We start from the raw sequence: 25,049 nt of genomic DNA on the forward strand, positions 1-25,049 counted from the left end.
GTAATTTGAATAAAATAAAAATGACATTTAAGATTATGATAATATTATTTATATCGCTATTATTATATTCGGCCCTAGTAGAACCAAATAGATTAATTGTTAGGAAATATGATTTGGACTCAAGTGGAAAGTTTTTAAGTGATAAATCAGAAAGTAATAAGAGAGATGATAGCAAATTAAATAATAAATCAAATAAGAATATAAAGATTATACACATAACAGATACCCAAATTGGATACTTCTATTCTATAAAGAAGCTTAGCAAAGTGGTAGAAAAGGTAAATTCATTAGATGGAGATATAGTAGTTTTCACAGGTGATTTAATTGATAGGTCTAACAAAAATCCAAATGTAGAGGAAATTACAAAAATACTATCAGGGATACACTCCAATAAGGGTAAGTTTGCAGCGTTTGGAAATCATGATTATGTAGGCAAACTGCCTAAATATTACAGACAGATTATGAAAGATTCAGGATTTAGGTTATTAGTAAATGATAGTGAAAAGTTAGATTTAAGTTTTGAGAAATCTATAAATATCATAGGTGCTGACGAAATATTAAGTGGAAATTTTGATATTGAAGAACTTAAATCAAAGGTATCCAAAGAAGACTTCAATCTATTATTGATGCATGAACCTGATTTAATAGATAGATTTAACCAGGATTCAATAGAATTAACTTTGTCTGGTCATAGTCATGGAGGTCAGGTCGGTATCCCTATTAAAGGGGCCCTAATAGGACCACCTTATGGTAGGAAATATACAAAGGGATTTTACGACATAAACGGCAACAATCTATATGTTAGTTCAGGTCTGGGTAGCACAAGAATACCTTTTAGGCTATTTAATCCCCCTGAAATAATTGAATTTAATATTAATTTAAATTAAAATAGGCTGTCGCGCTAAATAATAAGTGTGACGCCTTTTTTGTGTAAAATATATAGGATTATATGCTTTATTTAAATAACATAATAACTATCTAATTTTTTCTTTATCCCATATAAAAAGCTTATCAGAATTATTTAAAGAACCAAATAGGTTTCTCTTGATATCTGGGAAATTTTTGCCTAAATCAGAGATTAGATTTTTTATATCTTCCCTCATAGAACATAGACATTAAAAAGGTTTCTACAGCATCGTCTTTATGGTGTCCTAAGGCAACTTTATTGCAACCTAATTTTTTTGCGTTGTCATTTAGAGCCCCTCTTCTTAATTTTGCACATAGAGAACAGGGGTTTTTCTCTTTTCTTATATCGAATACAATCTCTTTTATATCTGTCTGGATTTCATAAAAAGGAACATCTAATTCCTCGCAGAATTTATATAGAGGAGAGTTATCGACATCCCCTGGGTTTAGTGTGATAGCAATTAGTTCAAAATTTTGGGGTGAAAATTTCTGGTAATTTTTAAGTATACTAAGTAATGTCAGACTATCTTTACCACCAGAAAGCCCAACGGCTATTTTATCGTTGTCTTGTATCATATCAAAATCCTTTATGGCTTGACGAGTTTTACTAAGAAGTTTTTGCATAGGCATGAATCGTTTCCTCCTAAAAAAATATATTTATTGTCTAAATTTACAAGCATTTATAAAAAACTTATAAATTTTAATGTAGAAAATAAAATAAAGGTTTTACTAAAAGTAAAAATTTATATATAATATATGTATAAGCATTAAAATAGAAATTAATATGTGGTTTTATATAAGTTTCTAAAAAAATGTCGTCAACATAGAAAAAGGCTGAGGAGTTTTGGTATAACTTCTAACAGCCTTTTTTTGTTAATTTATTTTTTTAGAATGCCCAATCACCAGATTTAAATATTTGTATTTCTTTGTTATCATAAGTTTCTCCTATGATATCCATATCTTGGGACCCTATCATAAAGTCAACATGAGTTAAACTATCATTAACCCCGTATTTATCTAATTCATCTTCTTTTATACTATCACCGTTTTTTATACAGGATTTGTATGCAGATCCAATTGCAAGGTGACAAGAAGCATTTTCATCGTAAAGTGTATTAAAGAAAGTGATTCCAGTTTCAGAGATCGGAGAATTGTAAGGAACTAATGCAACCTCTCCTAAATAATGTGAACCTTCATCTGTACTTATAAGATTTTTTAAAGTATCGAAGCCTTTCTCAGCTGAGAAATCTATTATTTTACCATCTTTAAAAGTTATAGAGAAATTGTCTATGACATTTCCACCGTATACAAGTGGCTTTGTACTATAAACTACACCGTTTACCTTAAATTTGTGAGGCATACAAAAAATTTCTTCAGTTGGGATGTTGGCATTGAAAAGAACTCCATTTGGATCTTTAGATGCACCACTTAACCATATATGGTCTTTTGGAAGTTCTAAAACTAAATCTGTTTTATTAGATTTAAATTTAAGAAGCTTAAAGTTTTTATTATTTAAAAAGTCCATTTTTTCCTTTAAATTAGAATTATGTTCATCCCAAGCTTTTATAGGGTCTTTGGTATCTACTCTTGTGCATTTAAATATAGCATCCCATAATTTGTTTATGGCATCTTTAGCTTCTAAATTAGGGAACACTTTCATAGCCCAGGCTTCTGTAGGAATTGATACTATACTCCATTTACATTTGTCAGTTAACATGTAAGATCTCCACTCTTTAAGGGCATTACCAGATATTTTTTGGTAATCGGCAATTCTCTTAGGGTCTACATTTTTTAGTAAATCAGGGTTTTGAGCAGAAACAGTTAAAAATGCTCCACCTTCTTCTGCGATTTTTACATATTGATCAGATACCCAACTAGGGAATTCACTAAATGCTTCATCAGGAGCATCAAGATACTTTATTAAGCTACATTCTTCATCCGACCACTCTATATGTACGTTTTTGGCACCATTTTTATAAGCGTGTTTTACGACCTTTCTGACAAAAGGTGCACATTCTATAGGAGAGCGTACAAGTAAGGTTTGATTTGGCTGTATATTTACACCCACCTTAACTGCTAATTCTGCATACTTATCAAGGTTATTATCTAAATTCATAAGGCTATCCTCCCTAATTTATTAATTTATAAATATATCTACTTAAATATTTAAACATATCTACCAATATAATATTACCTATAGTTATATATAATATTTATCGACATATTTATACATAATATATATCTAAAATAACATATATTTATTAATTACATATTATACCATAATAGCAAAAACTAGTCATGATATTGAAGTTTAAAGGTTTAAAAACAGTCGAACTGGGATGTATTACATAAAGTAAAATTTCAATATAAATATATATGTAAGATATAATTAAAAATCTAAATTATTTTAATATACTTTTTCGCCTAAGGACTATACAACAAGGTCGAAAAAAACTTATAATATAATAATAAAATATATGAATTTTATAGTAAAATTAAAAGAAAGAAGAATTAATATGTAGTATCATGTAATAGGGATTTTGACATAAATAAATTTTATTAGGAGGAAATTGATGGAGTTATATGAGGCTATTTTTTATAGAAAATCTATAAGAAATTTTTCAATAGATAAATTAAAGGAACCTTTGATGAAAGAGGTTAAAGATATATGTGCCAACTTAGACTACTTAAATAAAGATTTGAATATAAAAGCCCATGTTGTAGAGAGGGGACATTTGATTCATTTTTTATTAGGAAAAGAATGCAAAATAAAGGCTCCACATTATATAGTTGTTACATCTGATGAAGGTGAAGATTACTTAGAAAATATAGGTTTTGCAACAGAAAAGGTTGTTCTTCAACTGACGACTTTGGGTTTGGCGACTTGTTGGATAGAAAGTAATTTAAAAAAAGAGGATATTGAGGAGTTTATAGATTTCAAAGGTGAAAGAGGCGCAGATTTTTATGAGATGGATTTGCTGTATAATGAAAGCGACGAGTTAAAAGAGAAAGAAGAACAGCCGTATATAATAATAGCGTTTGGATTTGCTGGAAAAAATGAGGATTTATTTAGATCTAGAAAGGCTAGACCTAATAGAGTTCAGGTAAAGGATATGTCTAAAAAGGTGGAGAGAAAGTGGAACAGTACTTTAGAACTAGTGAGAAGAGCACCTTCTGTAAAAAATGCCCAACCTTGGTTTTTTTATGGAGATGATAGAGGGCTTAATATGTACGAAAACAAGCCTAAAAGAGGTACTGAAAAAATGAACAAGGTTAGTATGGGAGTTGCCCTTAGACATTTTGATATAGGATGTGCCAAGTATGGATTGGAAGTAAGGTATATAAAGAAAAAGGTTAAAAGAAGAAGAGGAAAAGAGTATTTTATAAGCATAGAATACATCCCTAAGGAAGAACCAATGCAAGATTTATAGAAAACTTTCAAAATATATAGACATAATACATTTATAATAAAAACAGTTCTTGACATAAAAATTAATAAGTGATTTAATAAATATAGAAATAATACTTTAAATTATCCCAGAGAGGATACGAAGTTACTAAAAATATTATTACTATAGGCATTAAAGGTACAGAGAGACCGTATATTTATAGTAGTACTATCAATTTGTATTTGTAACCTCTAGCTGGCAAGGCTAGAGGTTTTTTAAAAATAAAATAGCAAAGTCTTTTAAACTAGTCCAGAGAGGCTGGGAAAGATATCTCATAACGTCTAAATATAAAAGTTATGCTAAGATAAAATCCTTATACCTCCCTTGGTATAGGGATTTTTTTATACACTAAAAATTATGCATTTGTTAAGAGGGTTTACTAAGACTTTGTACAAAGGGGAGAGATAGGAATGACAGAAGGAATAGAAAAGTTAATAGTAGCAATAGACACAGATGATTTTGATAAGGCAAAAGAGCTAATAGATAAACTAGAAGATAGTGTTGATATATTTAAAGTAGGCCTTGAGCAATATGTAGCTACTAGAGGAAAAACAGTAGACTATTTAAAGGAAAAGGGAAAGAAAATATTTTTAGACCTAAAATTTCATGATATACCTAATACCATGAAAAGTGCAGTAAAAGCAGCAGTTAGGGATAATGTGTGGTTGATGACGATCCATGTATCTGATATGGAAGGTATGAAACAATGTGCACAAATAGCTAAAGAAGAAGCAGAAAGATTAAATATAGAAAAGCCTTTAATAGTAGGGGTTACAGTTTTAACTTCATTAAGTAATGAAGACTTACAAGATATAGGATGCAATATGACGACTGAAGAACTGGCTATAAAGAGAGCTAAGTTAGCTAAAGAAGCAGGAATAGATGGAGTTGTTTGCTCAGCAAAAGAAGTAGACAAGATAGTAAAAGAGTGTGGAGAAGATTTTGTAACAGTATGTCCAGGAATAAGACCAGAAACATCAGAGGTTGGAGATCAAAAAAGAGTTGTTACTCCAGCAGACGCAATCAAAAAAGGAGCTCATTATTTAGTTGTTGGAAGACCTATAACTAAATCAGAAGATCCAAAAAAATCAGCTCTTGATATAGTTAGAGAAATAGAAAATGCTTAGGAGGTAGTCTATATGAAAGCGAAATTAATATTACAAGATGGCACGATATTTGAAGGTAAAGCTTTTGGTTATTTAAAGGACAGTGTAGGAGAAGTAGTATTTAACACTTCTATGACAGGTTATGGTGAAGTGTTAACTGATCCATCTTATTATGGTCAAATAGTAACGATGACGTATCCTCTTATAGGAAATTACGGAATAAATTTAGAGGATGTTGAGTCAACAGGAGTTCATGTAAAGGGGTTTATAGTAAGGGAAAAAAGTGATGATCCTAATAATTTTAGATGCGAAATGGATTTAGACACTTACTTAAAGCAAAATAAAGTAATCGGACTAGAGGGCATAGACACAAGAGCATTAACGAAGATACTGAGAAATAATGGGACAATGAGAGGGATAATAACTTTAGAAAAAGCTTCTCTAGAGGAGGTTAAATCTAAATTAGATAAATTTTCAAATACAGAAGCAGTAAGAACGGTTACTAGAAGAGAAATAGAGCATATAAAAGGAACAGGTAAAAAAGTAGCAGTAATGGACTTTGGTGTTAAGCAAAATATATTAAGATCTTTTGCAGCACGTGGATGTGATATAACAGTATTCCCAGCGCAAACTAAGCCACAAGAAGTATTAGATATAAATCCTGATTTAATATTTTTATCTAATGGACCAGGGGATCCAGAAGATTTAAGTGATGTTATAGAAAATATAAAAGAGTTAGTAGGTAAAAAACCTATAGTTGGAATATGCTTAGGACATCAACTTTTAGCTTTGGCATTAGGAGGGCAAACAGATAAACTTAAGTTTGGTCATAGAGGTGGAAATCATCCAGTAAAAGACTTAGAAGAAGGAAGAGTATTTATAACATCTCAAAATCATGGATATTACGTTTCACAGGTGCCAGAGAATATGGAGGTTACTCATATAAACCTAAATGATAATACTGTAGAAGGAATGAGACATAAAGAGTTGTCTATATACAGTGTTCAGTACCATCCAGAAGCTTGTCCAGGACCAAAAGACAACGATTATATATTTGATAAATTCTTAGAGTTAGTATAATTAAAAAATCAGTATAATGAAAAAAATCGTTTGAGATAAGGAGAAAAAAATATGCCTAAAATAGATAGTATAAAAAAGACTTTAGTATTAGGATCAGGACCAATAATAATAGGTCAGGCCGCAGAATTTGATTATTCAGGAACACAAGCTTGCCAAGCATTAAAAGAAGAGGGAATAGAAGTAGTACTTATAAACAGTAACCCTGCTACGATAATGACTGATAAAGAAATTGCAGATAAAATATATATAGAACCATTAACAATAGAATTTATAGAGAAAATAATAGAAAAAGAAAGACCAGATAGCTTGCTTGCTGGAATGGGTGGTCAAACAGGACTTAACTTAGCAGTTGAATTACATGATGCTGGTATACTTGATAAATACAATGTAAAAGTTATAGGAACTTCTATAGAATCTATAAAAAAAGGTGAAGATAGAGATACTTTTAGAGAAGTAATGAGACAAATAAATCAACCAGTTGTAGTTAGTGATATAGTAACAGATCTTCAAAGTGGGCTTGGATTTGCTGATAAAATAGGGTACCCAGTAGTTGTTAGACCTGCGTATACTCTAGGAGGAACTGGAGGGGGTATAGCAGAGACTCCAGAGGAGTTAACTGAAATACTTACTCAAGGTTTGCAACTAAGTCCAGTTGGTCAGGTGTTGCTTGAAAAAAGTATAAAAGGCTGGAAAGAAATAGAATACGAAGTAATGAGAGACGGAAATGGAAACTGTATAACTGTATGTAACATGGAAAACATAGATCCAGTTGGAGTTCATACAGGAGATAGTATAGTTGTTGCTCCTAGTCAAACACTAAGCGACAAGGAGTACCAAATGCTTAGAAAAGCATCAATAGATATAATAAATGCAATAGAAGTTCAAGGTGGGTGTAATGTTCAAATAGCCCTAAATCCACACAGCTTAGAATATGCAATAATAGAAATAAACCCAAGAGTAAGTAGATCTTCAGCTCTGGCATCAAAAGCTACAGGTTATCCAATAGCAAAAGTTGCAGCCAAAATAGCTTTAGGATATACATTAGACGAAATACAAAACGCAGTTACCAAAAAAACTTATGCATGTTTTGAACCTACACTAGACTATGTAGTAGTAAAAATACCTAAGTGGCCGTTTGATAAATTTAGACATGCAAATAGAAAACTAGGAACTAAAATGATGGCTACTGGTGAAATAATGAGTATAGGAAGCAACTTTGAATCAGCTATCCTTAAGGGAATAAGATCTCTTGAAATAGGAAAGTACTCATTGGTTCATGCAGCATCAGAAGCAAGAAGCATAGAAGAATTGAAATCAAGAGTAGTTGTACCAGATGATGAAAGATTATTTGACTTAGCTGAAATGATAAGAAGAGGCTATAAAATAGAAAAAATAGAAGAAATAACTGGTGTAGATAAGTGGTTTATAAACAAAATTAAATGGATAGTAGAACAAGAAGAAAAGCTAAGATCTATGAATATAGAAGATATAAGCAAGGATTATCTACTTAAATTAAAGAAAAAAGGGTTCTCTGACAAAGGGATTTCTGATTTGATGAAGATAGAGCCAGAAAAAGTTTATGAGCTGAGAAATTTATATAATATACAGCCTTCATATAAGATGGTTGATACATGTGGAGGAGAGTTCGATGCCTTATCTCCTTATTACTACTCAACTTATGAACAATATGACGAGGTAGAGGTAAGCGACAAGAAAAAAGTCATAGTTTTAGGATCAGGGCCAATAAGAATCGGCCAAGGAATAGAATTTGACTATTGCTCAGTTCACTGTATAAAATCACTAAGAAAAATGGGTATAGAAACTATAATAATAAACAACAATCCAGAAACAGTAAGTACTGACTTTGATACATCAGATAAATTATACTTTGAACCATTAACAGAAGAGGAAGTACTAAACATAATAGAAAAGGAAAAACCATATGGAGTAGTATTACAATTCGGAGGACAGACAGCTATAAAGCTAGCTAAATTTTTACATGAAAAGAATATCAAGATTCTAGGAACAGACTTTGAAGATATAGATGCTGCTGAAGATAGAGAAAAATTCGATGATTTATTGGAGAGATTAAATATAAATAGACCAAAGGGAAAAGCTATATGGTCGGTAAGTGAAGGTGTTGAAGAAGCTAGTAAACTAGGATATCCAGTGTTAGTGAGACCTTCTTATGTACTTGGTGGTCAAGGAATGGAAATAACATATGATGAAAAGCAATTGACTCAATACCTAAAAGATGCTTTTGATAGAGACAACAAAAATCCAGTTCTTATAGATAAATATTTGACTGGTAGAGAAATAGAAGTTGATGCTATATGCGACAAAGAGGATATATTAATACCGGGAATAATGGAGCATTTAGAGAGAGCTGGGGTTCACTCAGGGGATAGTATAACAATGTATCCTAGTCAAAATATATCAGATAGTATAAAAGAAAAAATAGTAAAGTACACAAAGAAAATAGCTTTAGAACTTAACGTACTGGGAATGGTCAACATACAATTTATAGAATTTCAAGGTGAATTATATATTATAGAAGTTAATCCAAGAGCGAGTAGAACAGTACCATATATAAGTAAGGTAAGTACTGTACCTATAGTAGACTTGGCTACAAGATGTATGATGGGAGAGAAATTAAAAGATTTGGGATACGGAATAGGGGTTTATAAAGAACCTAAATTAGTATCAGTTAAAGTTCCAGTATTCTCTATGTCAAAATTATCTAAAGTAGAAGTAAGTCTTGGGCCTGAAATGAAATCAACAGGAGAAGTTTTAGGTGTAGGTGAAAACTTAGAAGAAGCTTTATACAAAGGATTCTTAGCAGCTGGAAGACATATGTCTGACGAAAGAGGAGTTGTTTTAGCTACAGTTAATAATATAGATAAAGCTGAGTTTATAGAGATAGCAAAAGATATGAAAGAGTTAGGATATACTTTTGTTGCTACAGAAGGAACTGCTAATAGCCTAAAAGAAAATGGAATAGAAGCGGAAGTAGTAAATAGAGTAGAAGAACCAAGACCAAATATACTAGATGTTATTAGAAATAAAAAAGTTGATATAGTAATAAATACTCCAACAAAAGGAAATGACTCTACAAGAGATGGATTTAAAATAAGAAGAACTGCGATAGAGTTTTCAACGGAGATGATGACTTCATTAGATACACTAAAGGCATTAGTGGAGGTCAAAAAGAAACGTATAAATGAAGATTTATTGAAGGTTTATAATATAGCAGAACAATAATGATAATTTACTACCCCTGTTTTATATTTTTATAGGTATAAAATAGGGGTAGAATATTTTAATATCTAAATCTAGGTTCCATATCTGGCATCTGAGGCCCACATAAAAAACGGGGATTTATATAATCAGCAAATCTTCCAAATGAAATTAAAAATTTAGGAAAACCAAATCCAGTTGGTGCAATTTGATCTAATCCAAAATAAATAACTAACCCCTTATCTGTAATATAAAAGGATTGGTCATAGGGTATATTAATGACAGTATTTTCATAGTACAATTCTTTATTTTGTCTTATTTTATAATTAATATAGTTATTTATAATCTGAAAATAATTTACATTAGGATTAAATACTTCTTCGAGTTTAATACGTTTACCACTAATAAGGTCTATATTATAATTATTTAGATTATCGTACTCAATCTTATTTCCGCTTGAAATCACTCCTAATCTTAAAGTTACACTTAAAATATTATTTCTATTGAATGTAACTGCATAGATAGAAAAAGCTTTGTATCTTTTTTTAGGTAAAGAGCCGCCTTCTGCTACGACTAGGTTATAGTTTTGTTCTTCTTCAAATAGACCTTGTTTAAAAGTTGATGCATCTAAACTAATAATAGAATTTATATCATTAAGAATGGAATGGTCTATAGTATCAGATCCATTTTTAAAGTTATGAAAGCTTGGAAACTGTAGGTTATAAGAGAAGAAGCCTTTGGATCTAAAGTATTCATTGAATTTTACAAACAATGGGTTATATACACACTCATTAATATTTATGCTACCACTCATACGAGGGACCTCCTTTAAATAAAAAATCGCATGCAATATACTATGATGTATACATACAGATAGTTAATAAAAGATGATTTAAAATAAGAAAATTACAGAATATAAAGTGTACAAAATACCGAAAATATAAATAATTATATGGTATAATACTAAGATTGAGAGTAATTTTATCAGGAGGTAAATAATGTTATTATTAGCAGATAAATGGAAAGATTATGAACTTATAGATATGGGTAACGGTGAGAAGTTGGAGCGTTGGGGACAGTATGTCCTTAGAAGACCAGATCCACAGGTAGTTTGGCCTATGTCCGAAGAGTGGGCGCTATGGAAAAATCCTCATGGACATTATCACAGAAGTAGTAGAGGAGGAGGAAGCTGGGAGCACAAAAAGAAGTACCCTGAGCAGTGGACTATAAACTATAAGAACTTGAAGTTTCATATAAAGCCTACAGGGTTTAAACATACAGGATTATTCCCAGAACAGGCTGCTAACTGGGACTGGATGATAGACAAAATAAAGGGAGCAAAAAGACCTATAAAGGTGTTAAATCTTTTTGCATATACAGGAGGAGCCACAGTAGCTTGTGCTTCAGCAGGAGCGGAAGTATGTCATGTTGATGCTGCTAAAGGGATGGTTACTTGGGCAAAAGAAAACATAGAATTATCGGGGCTTCAAAATCAAACAGTGAGGTTTATAGTAGATGATGTTGTTAAATTTGTTGAAAGAGAGATAAGAAGAGGTAGAAAATACGACGCTATAATAATGGATCCGCCTTCTTATGGAAGAGGACCAAAAGGTGAAGTTTGGCAGATAGAAGAGAAGTTATATAGTTTTGTTGAGTTATGTATGGGTGTATTATCAGATGATCCTTTATTCTTTTTAATAAACTCGTATACAACAGGATTTTCTCCTATAGTTCTTGAAAACGTACTGGATACTACTATCGGCAAAAGGGTTAAAGGCGGAACTATATATGGAGGAGAGCTAGGGATACCTGCTTCTAGAGACGGAAAAACACTTCCTTGTGGTATATTTGGAAGATGGGAGAAAAAATAATGTTAAAGGTTATATATGAAGACAATCATTTACTGGTTGTTGAAAAGCCTGTAAATATATTATCTCAAGGTGATGATACTAATGATAAAGATATGGTAAATCTTTTGAAGAGTTATGTAAAAGAGAAGTATAATAAACCAGGTAATGTATATATAGGTCTTGTACATAGGTTGGATAGACCTGTCGGTGGCGTTATGGTGTTTGCAAAGACATCCAAGGCAGCTTCAAGGTTATCAGAGCAGGTTAGAAATAAATCTTTCAAAAAAACATATAGAGCGGTTATTCATGGGAAGATGAACAAAAACAATGATACTTTAAACGATTATCTTTATAAAAATAAAAAAACAAATATGGTGTCTGTTGTAAATAAAAACCACAAAGATGCAAAGTCTGCTGAGCTCAGTTATGAAACCTTAGGTTTTAAGGAAAACAAAAGCCTTGTGGAAATAGATTTAAAGACTGGTCGTTCTCATCAAATAAGGGTTCAATTTTCAAGTAGAAAACATCCGCTATTTGGAGATCAGAGATATGGACAAAATGTCAATAAGGTAGGACAACAGATATCACTATGGTCGTATAGAATTAATATAATTCATCCTACAACAAAAGAAAAAATGGAATTTATTTGTCCACCTCCACAGGAATATCCATGGAATTTATTTAAGTTCTAAAAATGCTATATAAAAGTAGACTTATGATATAACTGCAAAAATATGTAGTTTTTATATTAAATTAAAAAGAAATATTTAGGAGTTATTATGGATAAATATACAGGATTTTATATTGATAAACCAGTTGGCAACAATATATTTTCATATGAAGATAGAAAAAATAAAAAGATATATGTTCCGAAATTAATAAGTGGAGACTTAGAGGATGTTTTAGTAGGAGAGGAAATAGTATTTAATGAAATAGATGACGGTAGTGAAATAAGTTCAAAAGGTTTAAAGAACATGGTAAATTATTATTTCCAGGGCAAAGATATATATATATTTGATAATCACAACCATGCATTTTATTTCTGGATAAAAAGCCTAAGCTTAAATCGCTTTTCAAAAGGTTGTAAACTAGTTCATGTAGATCAACATAAAGATATGAGAGAACCAGAGAACTATGATGTTGAAATAGATAATATAGAAGATGTTTTTCGCTATACCAATGAGGTACTAAACGTAGGAAACTTCATAAAGCCGGCATTGAAACACGGTGTATTTTCTGAGGTTATAATAATGGACAGCTCATATAGTTTGGATCTAGATATACAGGGTGAATATGTTTTAGACATCGACTTGGATATTTTTTCAAAGGACATGGATTATATTCCTTATGATACTAGACTTGCAAAAATACAAAACCTTATAAAATCGGCAAGGGTAATAACAGTTGCTAGTAGTCCGTTTTTTATAGACCAAGAGTATGCCATAAAAGTGTTAAAAGAATTATTTAATTATGATATAATAGAAGAGTTAATTTAGAATAAATAAGTGATAAGTAGTTCACATAAAGAGTTTATTAAAAATACAAGTTTATTTTAGGAGGAAAATATAATGAGTTTATATGCTGATTGGACAAAATTAAGTGAAAATCATGAAAACCAAGAGTCAGAAATAAAGTTCTGGGAAGATTACTTAAAGGTAGAAACAGAGATATATAATGAAATATTAAACAGTAAGATGGAAACTGTAGAAGGAAAAGTAAGCGAGTTAGCTGAAAAGTTTAACACAACAAATGAATACATAATGGGATTCATGGATGGAATAAGTGAAAGTTTAAAAGAAGAAATAAACCTAGAAGAAGTAGAAGCTGATAAAGAGGTTTCTATAAAAATAGATTGGGAAAAATTATACTACAACATGGTAGCTGTTGAAGCTCACTGGTTGTATAATTTAAAAGGTTGGGAAGATATATTACCAGCTCAAAGAAGAAAAGAAATACAAAAAGAGTATAAAAAATCTAAGACAATAGTTAAAGATGAAAAGATAGGAAGAAATGATCCATGTCCATGTGGAAGTGGAAAGAAATATAAGAAGTGTTGCGGAAAATAAAAAATTAATAAAACATTAGTATAGTATTTATAAAAGCCATGGGATATTTTGGTATACCATGGCTTTTATTTTGTTTTGAGGCTTATTTATGAGTTGATAGTAACAGTAAGTAAATATTAATAGGCGAGGTTATCTTTTATTTATGCCGTTAGAGCAGTATAAAATAGACAATTCAGACGCTACTTTGATATTTGCATAAATCGGTAAATTAGTGTCCGAAAAATTATCATAGTCATAAAAATTTTTATTTACAATGCATGTATTTCTTTTGGGGTATATTTTATTGTTTATTTTTAATACTTTATATAAATCATCAACTAGATTAATATCACTTAAAAATTGGGGATTATCTTTAGTAAGATTGACGATAGAGAAATTATTTTTATAGCAGTTATTTTTTATATAGTTATTAGATAAAAAGCTACAGTCACAAGAAGTTGAGCAAATAAGAATTGTATTCTCAACATTTAGATGGAATACATTTTCTAGTGAGTTGTCTACTACACCAGTAACTATTATATTAATACCAATAGAATTAAATAATTCAATACAACAAGGTAAATCAACAAGTCCTGTCCTATTGTTTAATACAAAAAATGGAAGATCATTTTTATTTAAAACAGGCAAATCATTTTTTATAGCAAGCATCTCAACCTCATCATTAGTTAGGCCAAATTTTACTACACCATCTATGATTGCTATGGATGCAGGAATGGCCTTATGCTTTCTAACAATCTTAGAGATATTTTTAAATACTTCTAGGCTGTCAGGGTAAGTGAAATTGTTAAGTACAAAGGAAAAGTCTATACCTACTATTGGGGTATTAGAGTGTATAGCTTTTTTTGCTTCAAGATGAACTCTTAAAAAGTTTTTTATTATGTTATTCACCTCCTAATATAATCTAAATAATATTTTCTATTATTTTTCAACAAAAATATATTTTATATTCCATGGAAACAAAATACTTTAGAGGACATAGTATGAACTAAGAAAAGTTATTAGGGAGGAAGGCTATGAAAATAGGAGATATAGTCGCAAGAAAGTCTTATAATAAAGATATTGTGTTCAAAATTGAGGCTTTCACCGTGGATGACAACAATAAAAAAGTAGCTATTTTAAAAGGTGTAGCATTTAGAATTATTGCAGATGCTTATTTAGATGATTTAGAGTTAGTTAGCATGCCAAATATCAGAAGTATTTTAATAGATGAAGATGTTGAAAATTTATTATATAAGTCAGTAAGAAAATCCAAAGAAAGACAAAAAAAAAATAATAGAAATACCGTTATGAAGTCTCAGGTAAATAATTCGGATATTTATGGTATACCTGGAAAGGTATTGCAAATAGATGGTGATAAAGAATATCTAAAGATATGTCTAGACGTCTATACACAACTAGGTATTCCTGCAGTAGGTGTAGCAATACCGGAACAAAACCAATACAAGGAGGTCAGAAATCTTCTCAATAAACATAAACCAGATATATTAGTAATAACTGGCCATGATTCAATGACAGGCAAAAATGGGGGAGTAAATAATATAAATAATTACAGAAACTCTATGAACTTTATAAAGGCAGTTAAGGAGGCTCGTAAGTGGGAACCGAACGTAGATAACCTTGTTATATTTGCAGGGGCATGTCAGTCCAATTATGAGCAAATAATAAAGGCAGGGGCAAACTATGCAAGCTCTCCAGCTAGAATAATGATACATGCTTTAGATCCTGTATTTGTAGTTGAAAAGGTGGCCTGTTCAAGAATAGATACGGTTGTTCCTATTGATGAAGTTATAGAACAAACTGTTACAGGGGTTAAGGGAATAGGTGGATCTGAGACTAGAGGAAAGTTTAGATGGGCTATGCCTAAGATAGGTTTATATTAAAAATATTAAATAATACTGTATATCTTAAAAAATAGTATTGACTTTTAGTTAAAAAATATATAAAATAACTAGTTTAAACATTTGACAAACATAAAAACTTATGGTATTATGTAAACATACAAATGTTTAAAGAAGGTGATATTATGGCCACTGTTCAGACTCTAGACAAAATAAGAAAAAGCTTAGAGAAACATTTAGGCAAGAAGATATTGTTGAAAGCCAATAAAGGTAGAAAACAGATTATTACCAAAGAGGGTATTCTAGAGAAAGTTTATCCAAGCGTATTTGTTATAAAACTAGATGATGAGACTAATGGATATTCTAGGGTATCTTACAGTTATTCAGATTTATTGACAGATAATGTAAAACTACAAGTGTTTAAAAATCAAGATAAATTAAAAATAAGTTAAAAATTATACCTATTTAAAATAGGTGTAATTTTTTTTTTGCTCTTTAAATATAAATATAGTGTGATATTTTATTTTTACAAGGGGGAGAAAAAATGGAACTAATTAAAGATATAATAAAGATAGACAATAGAGTAGAGTTTGGAAAGTTTCAAACTTTTATTGAGGCAGAGGCTGTTGTTCCGGATAAAAAATCAGACGTATATGAAATCGTAAAAACAGAAGGGTACATAGCTATTAAGAAAATAGAAGTTACAGATGGCAAAATATTATGTAGAGGAAGCTTTAATTACAATGTACTTTATGTAACAGATGATAAAAACTCAGTATCTAATGTAGATGGGAAAATAGAAATTAACGAAGTTATAGAAAAGGAAAATGTTGTTCAAGATATGGAATATATGCTATTTCCAGAAGTTGAACATATGGACTGTACTATAATGAACGAAAGAAAAATTAGAGTAGGTGCTCTTATGAATATAAGAGGAAGTTTATTTGAGAAACAAAGACTAGAGATAGTAAAAGATGTATCTCAAGTAGAAGGAATACAAAAGCACAGAAAAGAAATAAGTTATCAAGACATTGTTGGAATAGAGAAATCAGAAAGTGCTATAAGAGATACTATAACTATTAATACAGAGGAAGTTCAATCAATAATAAGTCTGAACCCTTGTGTCAAGGTAAAAGAAAGTAGAGTTGCAGATAATAAGGTAATTGTTGGAGGAGTTTTAGAAATAAATCCACTAGCTTGTACTTATGATGGTGAGCTTGTTGAACTAGATAAGGTAGGAATAGAATTTACTCAATTTGTAGAGGTAGCAGGTGCATATGACGGAATGGTAGAAGAGGTTCTGCTATTAATGTCAGACTTTAATTATACATTCAAACAAAATGAAGATAGTGCCACAGGAATTCTAGAGGTAGATGCTACAGTTAACAGTAAAGTTAAGGTGACTGATGAGGTTACAAGAGAAGTATTACAGGATGCATACTCACCACAAAAAATTATAAAATTTGATCAAAAGCCTATACAATTAAATAAGGTGTTGAGTACAAAATCAGTAAACTTTGTAGTAAGAGAGAGTATAAGAAATGACAATGATGATATACAAATAAAGGAAATTGTTAGTGTATGCCCATCTATATCAATAGAGAATGCATATATAGAAAACGGAAAGAGTTATATACAAGGAATATTAAAAGTAGATATGCTCTATGTTCCTGTTGAAGGATTAAAATTAGTGTATAAAATAAGTGAGGAAATTCCGTTTGATCATGATATAGAAATAGATGATCTGACAGATACGGCTACTGTATTTAATACAGTTTGTATAGAAAGGTTGGAGGTTGATTTAGGCAGAGATCAGATAGATTTAACTATAAAAGTAAAAAGATTTATCGAAGCCCTAGACAAAAAATCAGAAAACTTCATAGTTAAAGGAGAGGACCAAGGAGTATATGATTTATCCAAAGCACCAAGTATAATTGTTTATATATGCAAAGAGGGCGACAACCTTTGGAATATAGCCAAAAAATACAATACTACAGAAAATGAAATAGCTGAATTAAATGATATAAAAGCAGAGGATCCAATCAAGGCTGGCAAATGTTTAATATTAGAAAAAAACGTAGTTTGTGAGTGTTAAAAATGTACAAAATAAAATAATAGGGGATTATAATCCCCTATTATTTTATTTTTTGTAGTATAATAGTAAATAATTAAAATGCATTATACTTTATACAAGGAGGCTAAAATGAGTTCTATAGAATTAAAAAGTAGAGCAAAAATAAATTTATCAATAGATGTTCTAGGAAGAGAACCTAATGGTTATCATTTAGTCGAGATGATAATGCAGACAATAAATTTATACGACATTATAAGAATAAAAGATATACCACATGGAGATATAATTATAAAGACTGATAGCTCTGAAATACCTATAGATAGTGATAATATTGTTTATAGGGCTGTTAATTTACTTAAAAATCAATTTAGTATAGATAAAGGTGTAGAGATATTTATACAAAAAAATATACCAGTAGCAGCTGGTATGGCAGGTGGAAGCTCTAATGCGGCTGCGGCTTTAGTAGGACTTAATAAACTATGGAAATTAAATTTATCAGAAAAAGAATTGCAAGATATTGGATTTAAGCTAGGAGCAGATGTACCGTTTTGTATATCAGGTAGTGCAGCTTTAGCAGAAGGTTTAGGAGAAAAATTAACGAGTATAAAAGGGTTACCACAGCATATAAATATACTAATATGCAAACCTGAATTATTTGTATCAACTAAGGAAGTCTATGAAGGGTTAAATCTCAATAAAATTCAGAATAGACCAAACAATGACTTGTTGTTAAGTCACTTAGAATGTGGTGATGTAAAATTTGTTGCAGAAAATATGGCAAACGTTCTTGAAGAAGTTACCTCTAAAAAATATAAAGAAATAAATGAAATTAAAAAAGTTATAATGATGAATAATGCATTAGGTTCTATGATGAGTGGAAGTGGACCGACAGTCTTTGGATTGTTTGAAAACAATGAAGATGCATCAAAATGTAAAGATGAGCTTATAAAAAAATACAGACAAGTGTATATTGTTAATAGTAGTGAAAAAGGAGTGGAAATCAGTGGAGAACTTAAATAAATTAAACCTGGATGATTACAAACCATTAAGAGATGTGGTATTTGAAAGCTTGAGAGAGGCGATACTGGAGGGACAATTAAAACCAGGGCAAAGACTTATGGAAGTTCAATTAGCAGAACAACTAGGAGTTAGTAGAACACCTGTTAGAGAAGCTATAAGAAAGCTTGAATTAGAGGGGTTAGTTGTTATGCTACCTAGAAAAGGTGCTTATGTAGCAAATATGTCTTTGAAGGATATAATGGATGTTTTAGAAATTAGATCAAGCCTAGAAGGTATGGCGGCATTTTTAGCGGCCGAAAGAATAAACGATGAGGATCTTAAACATTTAAAAGAAATAGCTGGAGAACTTGGACAAAATGAATCTAACATAGAAGAGCTATTGAAAAAGGACGTTGAATTCCATGAATGTATATTTAAGGCTACAAACAATAAAAAGTTACATCAGTTAATAAATTCATTATGGGAACAAGTTTACAGATTCAGAGTTAGTTATCTATCTGATTATGATGCTTTATTAAATATAGTAGAAGAGCATAAGATGATAGTTGAGGCTATAGAACAAGGAGATAGTGAACTTGCTAAAAAGCGTGCTACAGAACATATTGAAAAGGCAGAACAGTTTATGCTGGATAAGGCTATGAACGACAAAGAATAATAAAAAATATGCCTTATGAAATGTACCCTATAGAGTAGATATTTGAGTTAAGTATCTAATCTATAGGGTATTTTTGTATTGATAAATTAAATTATAATTAACATTTTGTGTATAAAGATAATAAAAGTGGGAATAATTCAAGATAGAAAATATCTTGAGGGGAGTAGATATGAGTGAGAAAAATAAAAATTAGATTGGTAGCTATGATATTCAGTTTAATATCTATAATATTAGTAATGACAATGTCTATAAATGCAGAGGCTAAGAAGATAAACCTGGCTTCAAAAAGTTATAAAAATAAATTAATAAGATTTCATACTATAGCTAATAGCGACTCAGATGAGGATCAAGAACTTAAGCTAAAAGTTAGGGATGAAGTTATAAAATATTTAAAACCAAAGCTAGAGAAGTCTAGTAGTATAACAGAGAGCGAAAGAATTATAAAGCAAGAATATAGCAATTTAGAAAAAATAAGTAAGAATGTTATTTTAAAAAATGGATATAACTATGATGTAAAGATCGGAATCGATTACAGTAATTTTCCAACTAAACAATACTCAAATATAGTCTTACCAGCGGGCAAATATAAAGCCTTGAAAATAATAATAGGAGAAGGTAAGGGTAAGAATTGGTGGTGTGTTATGTTTCCTCCTCTATGTTTTGTAGATGAGGAAAGTGGAGTTATAGACAAAAAAACAGATAAAAAGCTTAAAGAAGTTTTAACAAAAGAAGAGTACGAATTGATAACTCAAAAAAATCAGAGTGAAGTTGGTAAAGTTAAAATGAAATTTAAAATAGTAGAAATCATAGAAAAAATAGATGAAAAAGCTAAGATGAGTGAGATTATATAAATCTGAAATTATGTAAACTTGATAGTATATAAATATTTATTTTGATTGAAAACATATTATTAATTATGGGAAAGCCAGTAATACTGGTTAAGTAAACTAAAAGATTAGTTAAAAGGGAGTGACTTTGATTATGGACAGGTACTTTAAAGTATCAGCCGTACTGTTTGTATTACTTTTTATATTGATTCCTAATAACAGGGTACATGCTGTTGAAAGGAATGTACAATTGTTAAGGATAAGCATAGAAGGTAACGATATTGACAAAGATAATACAAAAAAACAAGATATAGAAGTTACATCAAAGGTTAAACAGGCAAAACAAGAGAGAAGACAGATAATAAGCCTAACAAATGATGAATTATTTCTACTTTCCAGGTTAGTTACAGGAGAGGCTAGAGGAGAAAGCTATGAAGGGCAGGTAGCTGTCGCTGCGGTGGTGATAAATAGAGTACAGGATGATAGATTTCCTGATACAATAAAAGATGTGATATACCAGAAGAACGCGTTTTCTGTGGTAAATGATGGAGCTATACACTTAAAGCCAACAGAATCGGCCTACAAGGCGGTAGAGGAGGCCATATATGGAGTTGACCCAACAGGTGAGTCAGTATACTTCTGGAACCCGGATATAGCCACATGTAAGTGGATAGAAAGATTAAAACCACACTTGAGGATAGGAAATCATGTATTTGCAAAATAATACTAAGTAATATTAAAAGTAATATTAAAAATTAATATACAGAAGATTTAGGTAAAGGAGTTTTTCTCCTTTATTTTTTTTTGAAAATAAACTATAATAATCAGTTAGATAATGAAATGCATATAATATTAAATATTAATAAATATATACAGCGGAAAGGTGATTATATTATGGGCAAAATAAATGTAGCTTTAATATTTGGTGGGAAATCAGGGGAACATGAAGTTTCGCTGTTATCAACAAGTTCGATATATAAATATATAGATAAAGAGAAATATAATGTTTTTACTATAGGAATAACTAAAGATGGAAAGTGGATGTACTATGATGGTAGTCCTGAAAATATTGAAAATGGAAGTTGGATTGATTTTGTAAATAAAAATGTGGAAATTAACTTAATTCCATCTGGAAACAAAGAAGTTGGTATTATATATGAGGATGGAAAAACAGAAAAGATAGATGTATTATTCCCGGTTTTACATGGACCATATGGAGAGGATGGTACTATTCAAGGTCTATTTGAGATGAGTGAGATACCTTATGTTGGGTGTGGAGTTTTAGCATCAAGTGTAGGTATGGATAAGATTGTTTGTAAAAAAGTATTTTCACAATTGGGATTGCCACAGGTGAATTACACAGATACAAATAGATGGTTATTTAATAAAGATGAAAAAACAGAGTTAGACTTAATAGAAGATAAGCTTGAATATCCTATATTCGTAAAACCGGCAAATTTAGGATCAAGTGTAGGTATATCAAAGGCCATAAACAGAGAAGAACTTTCAAGTGGAATAAAAGAGGCTTTAAAGTACGATAGTAGAATAGTTTTAGAACAAGGCGTAAATGCTAAGGAAATAGAAGTTGCTGTTTTAGGGAATGAGGATGTAAGGGCATCTATAGCCGGAGAAATAAAACCTGCCAAGGATTTTTATGACTATGAAGATAAATATATAAATGGTGCATCGACTTATGAAATACCTGCAAATATAAGTGAAGATGATATGAAGAATATAAGAGAAATGGCTATAAAAGCATTTAAAGGTATAGACGGGAGAGGTCTTTCTAGGGTAGACTTTTTTATAGATAGAAATTCTGGAGAGATTTTTATAAATGAAATAAATACTTTACCTGGATTTACAAATATAAGTATGTATCCTAAAATGTGGGATAAAACAGGTTTAAAATATATAAACCTTATAGATGAATTAATACAATTAGCATTAGATTCAAAAAAGTTAAAGTAGGTGTGTAGAGTGAGTGATAGACCGATAGGAGTTTTTGATTCAGGATTAGGCGGATTGACTGTACTAAAAGAAATAGTAAAGATATTGCCAAATGAGAATATAGTTTATTTTGGAGATACAGCTAGGGTTCCTTATGGTCCAAGATCAAAGGAAACAGTAACAAAATATACTTTTCAAGCTATAAATTTTTTGAGAACTAAAAATGTAAAAGCTATAGTTATAGCTTGTAACACAGCAACAGCCAGAGCATTAGAAGAGGCACAGGATAAGTATGATATACCTATTTTAGGTGTAATAGAGGCAGGAGCTAGAACAGCCGTATATTCAACTAAAAATAAAGTAGTAGGGATTATAGGGACTGAAGGTACAATAAGTTCAAATGCATATAATCTTGAAATAGGAAAGCTTGATAAGAGTATAAAAATAGTGTCAAAGGCGTGTCCTTTATTTGTTCCAATAGTAGAAGAAGGATGGTCAAATACAGATGTTGCCAGACTCACTGCTAAAAGATATTTAGAGGAGCTAAAGGATGAAGGTATAGACTCCTTAGTTTTGGGCTGTACACACTATCCAATACTAAAAAGAACAATAGGAGAAGAAGTAGGAGAAGCTATAAAGTTAGTTAATCCTGCAAAAGAAACTGCTGAAGATTTAAAGAAAGTATTGGAAAAGTCAAATATTATAAACGATAATAATAGCGTTAGTGCAAAGTATGAATACTATGTATCTGATATTCATGAAAAATTTTCAAGCATAGCAAAAGAATTTTTAAAGAAAGATATAGAAGAAATACAAAAAATAGAAATACAAAAATATTAAATAAAAATATAAAAATATTAATATGAATCGACACAGGTATAAACTTTAGAGAAAATAAATCTAAAGTTTATACTTTTTAGGAGGATAAACTTATGTGTGTTAAAATTAATATTAAGACAACTCAATATGATAACAATGGAAATAAAGATATAATAAAAATTAGCTCTACAGGAAAATTGTACGAAAAGAATGGAGATATATATATTCTTTACAAAGAAGAGGAAACTGGAATATCTAACACGATCAAGGTTTCAGACAATCAAGTAAGTATCAAAAGGTTTGGGAATATAAACTCAAACATGGTATTTAAAAATGGTGAGAAAAATATAACTAAGTATAGAATGCAACAAGGTATATTTTTGATAGAAACTTATACTAATAATTTACATATAAATATATATAAAAATAAGAGTATGAAAATTTATATAGACTATAATATAAAAATAAAAGATATTTTTGAAGGTAGAAATGAAGTAGATATAGAAATAAATATATAAAAATAACGTAAGTTTATACCTAATATTGCCGATAAAAATAAAATAATGGCAAATATAAATTTATGAAAATATGGTTATTAATATAAATTTTATAAAGGTAGTGAAAAAACTACCTTTTATTTAATTTATTTGGTATTATTATATTTATACTAAACTTTAAATAATTGAAAATATACAAGGATTTGACGGTTTTATATAGAAAATATACTTAAAAGTTAATAAAAACTAAGTGTAAGAGGGATAGGTATGATATTTGATAAGGTATTAAGTACGATAAATAAATACAACTTAATAGAAAATGGAGACAAAATTGTCCTAGGACTATCTGGAGGACCTGACTCAGTTTGCTTGTTGCACATATTAAATAGATTAAAGCAACAAAAAAACATAGAAGTATATGCAGCTCATTTAAACCATCAGATAAGAGGAATAGAAGCACAAAAGGATGCTCTATATGTTTCAAAACTTTGTGAGGAAATGGGTACCACACTATTTATAAAGTCTATAGATGTACCTAAATACTGCGAAGAAAAGGGAATGTCATTAGAAGAAGGCGCGAGAAAACTAAGATATGAGATGTTTGATGAAATAAAAAACAAAACTAAATCTAATAAAATAGCTGTTGGACATAATTTAAATGATCAAGCTGAAACTGTTTTAATGCGTATAATGAGAGGAACAGGACTACAAGGGTTAAGAGGAATAGAGTACATAAGAGATGGAGTTATAATTAGACCTATTTTGGATGTAGAAAGAAGCCAAATAGAAGAATATTGTGAAAAAAATAATTTAAATCCAAGAATCGATAAAACTAATCTAGAAGGAATATATACTAGAAACAAAATTAGACTAGAGTTATTGCCATACATGAAGGATAATTTTAATTCAAATGTAATAGAATCTATAGTAAGAATGAGTAATAATTTAAAGTTAGACAGTGAATATATAGAACAAGAGGCAGAAATTAAGTTTAAAGAAGTGTGTAATTTACTAGAAGATAGCGTGGAAGTGGACTTAAAGGAATATGTTGATTTGCACGAAGCTATAAAAGTTAGAATTCTCAGAAGTAGTATAAAGTATATATTAGGGGATACTAATTTTATTGATTATAAGCATATAGAGGATATTTTAGACTTGGAAAGTGATACTAAGATAGACAAAAAAATAATTCTTCCAAGAGGGATATTTGTATATAGAAAAAAAGAAAGTATAATATTAACTAATAAAGAAATTATTGTTGAGGACATAGAGTTTAAGTATAATGTCCCTAGCAATGGATTTATAAAAATCAAAGAAATAAGAGAAATCATTGAAACACAAACAATGAGTATAGAAAGATACAAAAGCACTAGAGCAGATAAAGCATCTAAAGTATTTGATTTTAATAAGATAAAAGGGGGTATAGTTGTAAGAAGCAGAAAACAAGGAGACAAAATAAAGCTTACTATGGGAAGCAAAAAAATAAAGGATCTTTTTATAGATTTAAAAATTCCTAGAGATGACAGATGTAAAGTTCCTATAATACTAGATGAACAGGGAATAATATGTGTCGGAGAATATAAGGTAAGCGAAAATTATAAAATTGATGATAAAACAAAAGAAGTCTTAAAGATTAGCTTTAAGAAATTGTAGAATAAAACAACGTATGAAAGGAGGG

At 30.2% G+C, this 25,049-nt stretch carries 24 protein-coding genes; 20 read left to right on the plus strand and 4 right to left on the minus strand.

The window, feature by feature from the left end:
• The first annotated feature begins 5 nt into the window (after positions 1 to 5).
• Positions 6 to 887 carry a metallophosphoesterase gene (locus BUB34_RS03325; RefSeq protein WP_073124222.1) on the plus strand — a complete coding sequence of 294 codons (882 nt, stop codon included), beginning with the start codon at positions 6 to 8 and terminating at the stop codon, positions 885 to 887.
• A gap of 184 nt (positions 888 to 1,071) precedes the next feature.
• Here BUB34_RS03325 and BUB34_RS03330 read toward each other — a convergent pair whose 3' ends face one another.
• Positions 1,072 to 1,536 (minus strand): tRNA 2-thiocytidine biosynthesis TtcA family protein, encoded by a 465-nt coding sequence (locus BUB34_RS03330; protein WP_330392735.1) that lies wholly within the window; start codon positions 1,534 to 1,536, stop codon positions 1,072 to 1,074.
• A 256-nt stretch (positions 1,537 to 1,792) separates the two neighbouring features.
• Positions 1,793 to 3,022 carry an aminopeptidase gene (locus BUB34_RS03335; protein WP_073124224.1) on the minus strand — a complete coding sequence of 410 codons (1,230 nt, stop codon included), beginning with the start codon at positions 3,020 to 3,022 and terminating at the stop codon, positions 1,793 to 1,795.
• Between the two features lie 457 nt (positions 3,023 to 3,479).
• On the opposite strand from BUB34_RS03335, the gene BUB34_RS03340 reads away from it, so the two are divergent.
• The 4 genes from BUB34_RS03340 to carB all read left to right on the plus strand — a co-directional run bounded on the left by BUB34_RS03340 (position 3,480) and on the right by carB (position 9,802).
• The gene (locus tag BUB34_RS03340; protein ID WP_073124226.1) at positions 3,480 to 4,337 is read left to right on the plus strand and encodes a nitroreductase family protein; all 858 of its coding nucleotides are present in this window, start codon (positions 3,480 to 3,482) and stop codon (positions 4,335 to 4,337) included.
• Positions 4,338 to 4,765: 428 nt separating this feature from the next.
• Positions 4,766 to 5,482, plus strand: a complete 717-nt coding sequence (pyrF, locus tag BUB34_RS03345) for an orotidine-5'-phosphate decarboxylase (protein WP_073124228.1) — start codon at positions 4,766 to 4,768, stop codon at positions 5,480 to 5,482.
• Positions 5,483 to 5,494: 12 nt separating this feature from the next.
• Positions 5,495 to 6,541 (plus strand): glutamine-hydrolyzing carbamoyl-phosphate synthase small subunit, encoded by a 1,047-nt coding sequence (gene carA / locus BUB34_RS03350; RefSeq protein ID WP_073124230.1) that lies wholly within the window; start codon positions 5,495 to 5,497, stop codon positions 6,539 to 6,541.
• A 51-nt stretch (positions 6,542 to 6,592) separates the two neighbouring features.
• Positions 6,593 to 9,802, plus strand: a complete 3,210-nt coding sequence (carB, locus tag BUB34_RS03355) for a carbamoyl-phosphate synthase large subunit (RefSeq protein ID WP_073124232.1) — start codon at positions 6,593 to 6,595, stop codon at positions 9,800 to 9,802.
• A 58-nt stretch (positions 9,803 to 9,860) separates the two neighbouring features.
• On the opposite strand, the gene BUB34_RS03360 is transcribed toward carB, so the two are convergent.
• Complete coding sequence (locus BUB34_RS03360) at positions 9,861 to 10,592, minus strand: DUF3298 and DUF4163 domain-containing protein (protein WP_073124234.1); 732 nt, start codon at positions 10,590 to 10,592, stop codon at positions 9,861 to 9,863.
• Positions 10,593 to 10,776: 184 nt separating this feature from the next.
• Here BUB34_RS03360 and BUB34_RS03365 point away from each other — a divergent pair, with 184 nt between their 5' ends.
• The 4 genes from BUB34_RS03365 to BUB34_RS03380 all read left to right on the plus strand — a co-directional run bounded on the left by BUB34_RS03365 (position 10,777) and on the right by BUB34_RS03380 (position 13,694).
• Positions 10,777 to 11,649 carry a class I SAM-dependent methyltransferase gene (locus BUB34_RS03365; protein WP_073124237.1) on the plus strand — a complete coding sequence of 291 codons (873 nt, stop codon included), beginning with the start codon at positions 10,777 to 10,779 and terminating at the stop codon, positions 11,647 to 11,649.
• Entirely contained in the window at positions 11,649 to 12,320 is a 672-nt protein-coding gene (locus BUB34_RS03370) for an RluA family pseudouridine synthase (RefSeq protein WP_073124239.1), read from the plus strand. Before BUB34_RS03365 ends, BUB34_RS03370 begins: the two co-directional genes overlap by 1 nt.
• Positions 12,321 to 12,407: 87 nt before the next feature.
• Positions 12,408 to 13,124, plus strand: a complete 717-nt coding sequence (locus BUB34_RS03375) for a peptide arginase family protein (RefSeq protein ID WP_073124241.1) — start codon at positions 12,408 to 12,410, stop codon at positions 13,122 to 13,124.
• A gap of 72 nt (positions 13,125 to 13,196) precedes the next feature.
• On the plus strand, positions 13,197 to 13,694 hold the full coding sequence (locus BUB34_RS03380) for an SEC-C metal-binding domain-containing protein (protein ID WP_073124243.1): 498 nt from the start codon (positions 13,197 to 13,199) through the stop codon (positions 13,692 to 13,694).
• 129 nt (positions 13,695 to 13,823) lie between these two features.
• Here BUB34_RS03380 and BUB34_RS03385 read toward each other — a convergent pair whose 3' ends face one another.
• A complete protein-coding gene (locus BUB34_RS03385) occupies positions 13,824 to 14,582 on the minus strand; it encodes a pseudouridine-5'-phosphate glycosidase (protein WP_073124245.1) in 759 nt (252 codons plus the stop codon).
• Between the two features lie 125 nt (positions 14,583 to 14,707).
• Here BUB34_RS03385 and yabG point away from each other — a divergent pair, with 125 nt between their 5' ends.
• The 11 genes from yabG (at position 14,708) to tilS (ending at position 25,024) form a co-directional block, all read left to right on the plus strand.
• Positions 14,708 to 15,574 carry a sporulation peptidase YabG gene (yabG, locus tag BUB34_RS03390; RefSeq protein ID WP_073124247.1) on the plus strand — a complete coding sequence of 289 codons (867 nt, stop codon included), beginning with the start codon at positions 14,708 to 14,710 and terminating at the stop codon, positions 15,572 to 15,574.
• Positions 15,575 to 15,717: 143 nt separating this feature from the next.
• Entirely contained in the window at positions 15,718 to 15,984 is a 267-nt protein-coding gene (locus tag BUB34_RS03395; RefSeq protein ID WP_073124249.1) for a Veg family protein, read from the plus strand.
• A gap of 92 nt (positions 15,985 to 16,076) precedes the next feature.
• Positions 16,077 to 17,627 carry a DUF3794 and LysM peptidoglycan-binding domain-containing protein gene (locus BUB34_RS03400; RefSeq protein WP_073124251.1) on the plus strand — a complete coding sequence of 517 codons (1,551 nt, stop codon included), beginning with the start codon at positions 16,077 to 16,079 and terminating at the stop codon, positions 17,625 to 17,627.
• 108 nt (positions 17,628 to 17,735) lie between these two features.
• The gene (gene ispE, locus BUB34_RS03405) at positions 17,736 to 18,626 is read left to right on the plus strand and encodes a 4-(cytidine 5'-diphospho)-2-C-methyl-D-erythritol kinase (RefSeq protein WP_073124253.1); all 891 of its coding nucleotides are present in this window, start codon (positions 17,736 to 17,738) and stop codon (positions 18,624 to 18,626) included.
• Positions 18,610 to 19,281, plus strand: coding sequence for a GntR family transcriptional regulator (locus BUB34_RS03410; RefSeq protein ID WP_073124255.1), 672 nt, complete (start codon positions 18,610 to 18,612; stop codon positions 19,279 to 19,281). The genes ispE and BUB34_RS03410 overlap by 17 nt, the downstream gene beginning before the upstream one ends.
• A gap of 173 nt (positions 19,282 to 19,454) precedes the next feature.
• A complete protein-coding gene (gene spoIIR, locus BUB34_RS03415) occupies positions 19,455 to 20,132 on the plus strand; it encodes a stage II sporulation protein R (protein ID WP_084120137.1) in 678 nt (225 codons plus the stop codon).
• A 130-nt stretch (positions 20,133 to 20,262) separates the two neighbouring features.
• On the plus strand, positions 20,263 to 20,832 hold the full coding sequence (locus BUB34_RS03420) for a cell wall hydrolase (RefSeq protein WP_073124257.1): 570 nt from the start codon (positions 20,263 to 20,265) through the stop codon (positions 20,830 to 20,832).
• A gap of 170 nt (positions 20,833 to 21,002) precedes the next feature.
• Positions 21,003 to 22,076: a D-alanine--D-alanine ligase family protein gene (locus tag BUB34_RS03425; protein WP_073124258.1), complete on the plus strand. Its 1,074-nt coding sequence runs from the start codon at positions 21,003 to 21,005 to the stop codon at positions 22,074 to 22,076.
• 9 nt (positions 22,077 to 22,085) lie between these two features.
• The gene (murI, locus tag BUB34_RS03430; RefSeq protein WP_073124260.1) at positions 22,086 to 22,895 is read left to right on the plus strand and encodes a glutamate racemase; all 810 of its coding nucleotides are present in this window, start codon (positions 22,086 to 22,088) and stop codon (positions 22,893 to 22,895) included.
• Positions 22,896 to 22,987: 92 nt separating this feature from the next.
• Entirely contained in the window at positions 22,988 to 23,392 is a 405-nt protein-coding gene (locus BUB34_RS03435; RefSeq protein ID WP_073124262.1) for a DUF1934 domain-containing protein, read from the plus strand.
• Positions 23,393 to 23,638: 246 nt separating this feature from the next.
• The gene (tilS, locus tag BUB34_RS03440) at positions 23,639 to 25,024 is read left to right on the plus strand and encodes a tRNA lysidine(34) synthetase TilS (protein ID WP_073124264.1); all 1,386 of its coding nucleotides are present in this window, start codon (positions 23,639 to 23,641) and stop codon (positions 25,022 to 25,024) included.
• The last annotated feature ends 25 nt before the right edge of the window (positions 25,025 to 25,049 follow it).

This window comes from Asaccharospora irregularis DSM 2635 (assembly GCF_900129815.1).
Lineage (GTDB): Bacteria > Bacillota > Clostridia > Peptostreptococcales > Peptostreptococcaceae > Asaccharospora > Asaccharospora irregularis.

Excerpts from the sequence above, each read along its gene's own strand:
- BUB34_RS03330 (WP_330392735.1), bottom strand. The coding sequence starts at position 1,536 with ATGCCTATGCAAAAACTTCTTAGTAAAACTCGTCAAGCCATAAAGGAT.
- BUB34_RS03335 (WP_073124224.1), bottom strand. The coding sequence starts at position 3,022 with ATGAATTTAGATAATAACCTTGATAAGTATGCAGAATTAGCAGTTAAG.
- BUB34_RS03340 (WP_073124226.1), top strand. The coding sequence starts at position 3,480 with ATGGAGTTATATGAGGCTATTTTTTATAGAAAATCTATAAGAAATTTT.
- pyrF (WP_073124228.1), top strand. The coding sequence starts at position 4,766 with ATGACAGAAGGAATAGAAAAGTTAATAGTAGCAATAGACACAGATGAT.
- carA (WP_073124230.1), top strand. The coding sequence starts at position 5,495 with ATGAAAGCGAAATTAATATTACAAGATGGCACGATATTTGAAGGTAAA.
- carB (WP_073124232.1), top strand. The coding sequence starts at position 6,593 with ATGCCTAAAATAGATAGTATAAAAAAGACTTTAGTATTAGGATCAGGA.
- BUB34_RS03360 (WP_073124234.1), bottom strand. The coding sequence starts at position 10,592 with ATGAGTGGTAGCATAAATATTAATGAGTGTGTATATAACCCATTGTTT.
- BUB34_RS03365 (WP_073124237.1), top strand. The coding sequence starts at position 10,777 with ATGTTATTATTAGCAGATAAATGGAAAGATTATGAACTTATAGATATG.
- BUB34_RS03370 (WP_073124239.1), top strand. The coding sequence starts at position 11,649 with ATGTTAAAGGTTATATATGAAGACAATCATTTACTGGTTGTTGAAAAG.
- BUB34_RS03375 (WP_073124241.1), top strand. The coding sequence starts at position 12,408 with ATGGATAAATATACAGGATTTTATATTGATAAACCAGTTGGCAACAAT.
- BUB34_RS03380 (WP_073124243.1), top strand. The coding sequence starts at position 13,197 with ATGAGTTTATATGCTGATTGGACAAAATTAAGTGAAAATCATGAAAAC.
- yabG (WP_073124247.1), top strand. The coding sequence starts at position 14,708 with ATGAAAATAGGAGATATAGTCGCAAGAAAGTCTTATAATAAAGATATT.
- BUB34_RS03395 (WP_073124249.1), top strand. The coding sequence starts at position 15,718 with ATGGCCACTGTTCAGACTCTAGACAAAATAAGAAAAAGCTTAGAGAAA.
- BUB34_RS03400 (WP_073124251.1), top strand. The coding sequence starts at position 16,077 with ATGGAACTAATTAAAGATATAATAAAGATAGACAATAGAGTAGAGTTT.
- ispE (WP_073124253.1), top strand. The coding sequence starts at position 17,736 with ATGAGTTCTATAGAATTAAAAAGTAGAGCAAAAATAAATTTATCAATA.
- BUB34_RS03420 (WP_073124257.1), top strand. The coding sequence starts at position 20,263 with ATGGACAGGTACTTTAAAGTATCAGCCGTACTGTTTGTATTACTTTTT.
- BUB34_RS03425 (WP_073124258.1), top strand. The coding sequence starts at position 21,003 with ATGGGCAAAATAAATGTAGCTTTAATATTTGGTGGGAAATCAGGGGAA.
- BUB34_RS03435 (WP_073124262.1), top strand. The coding sequence starts at position 22,988 with ATGTGTGTTAAAATTAATATTAAGACAACTCAATATGATAACAATGGA.
- tilS (WP_073124264.1), top strand. The coding sequence starts at position 23,639 with ATGATATTTGATAAGGTATTAAGTACGATAAATAAATACAACTTAATA.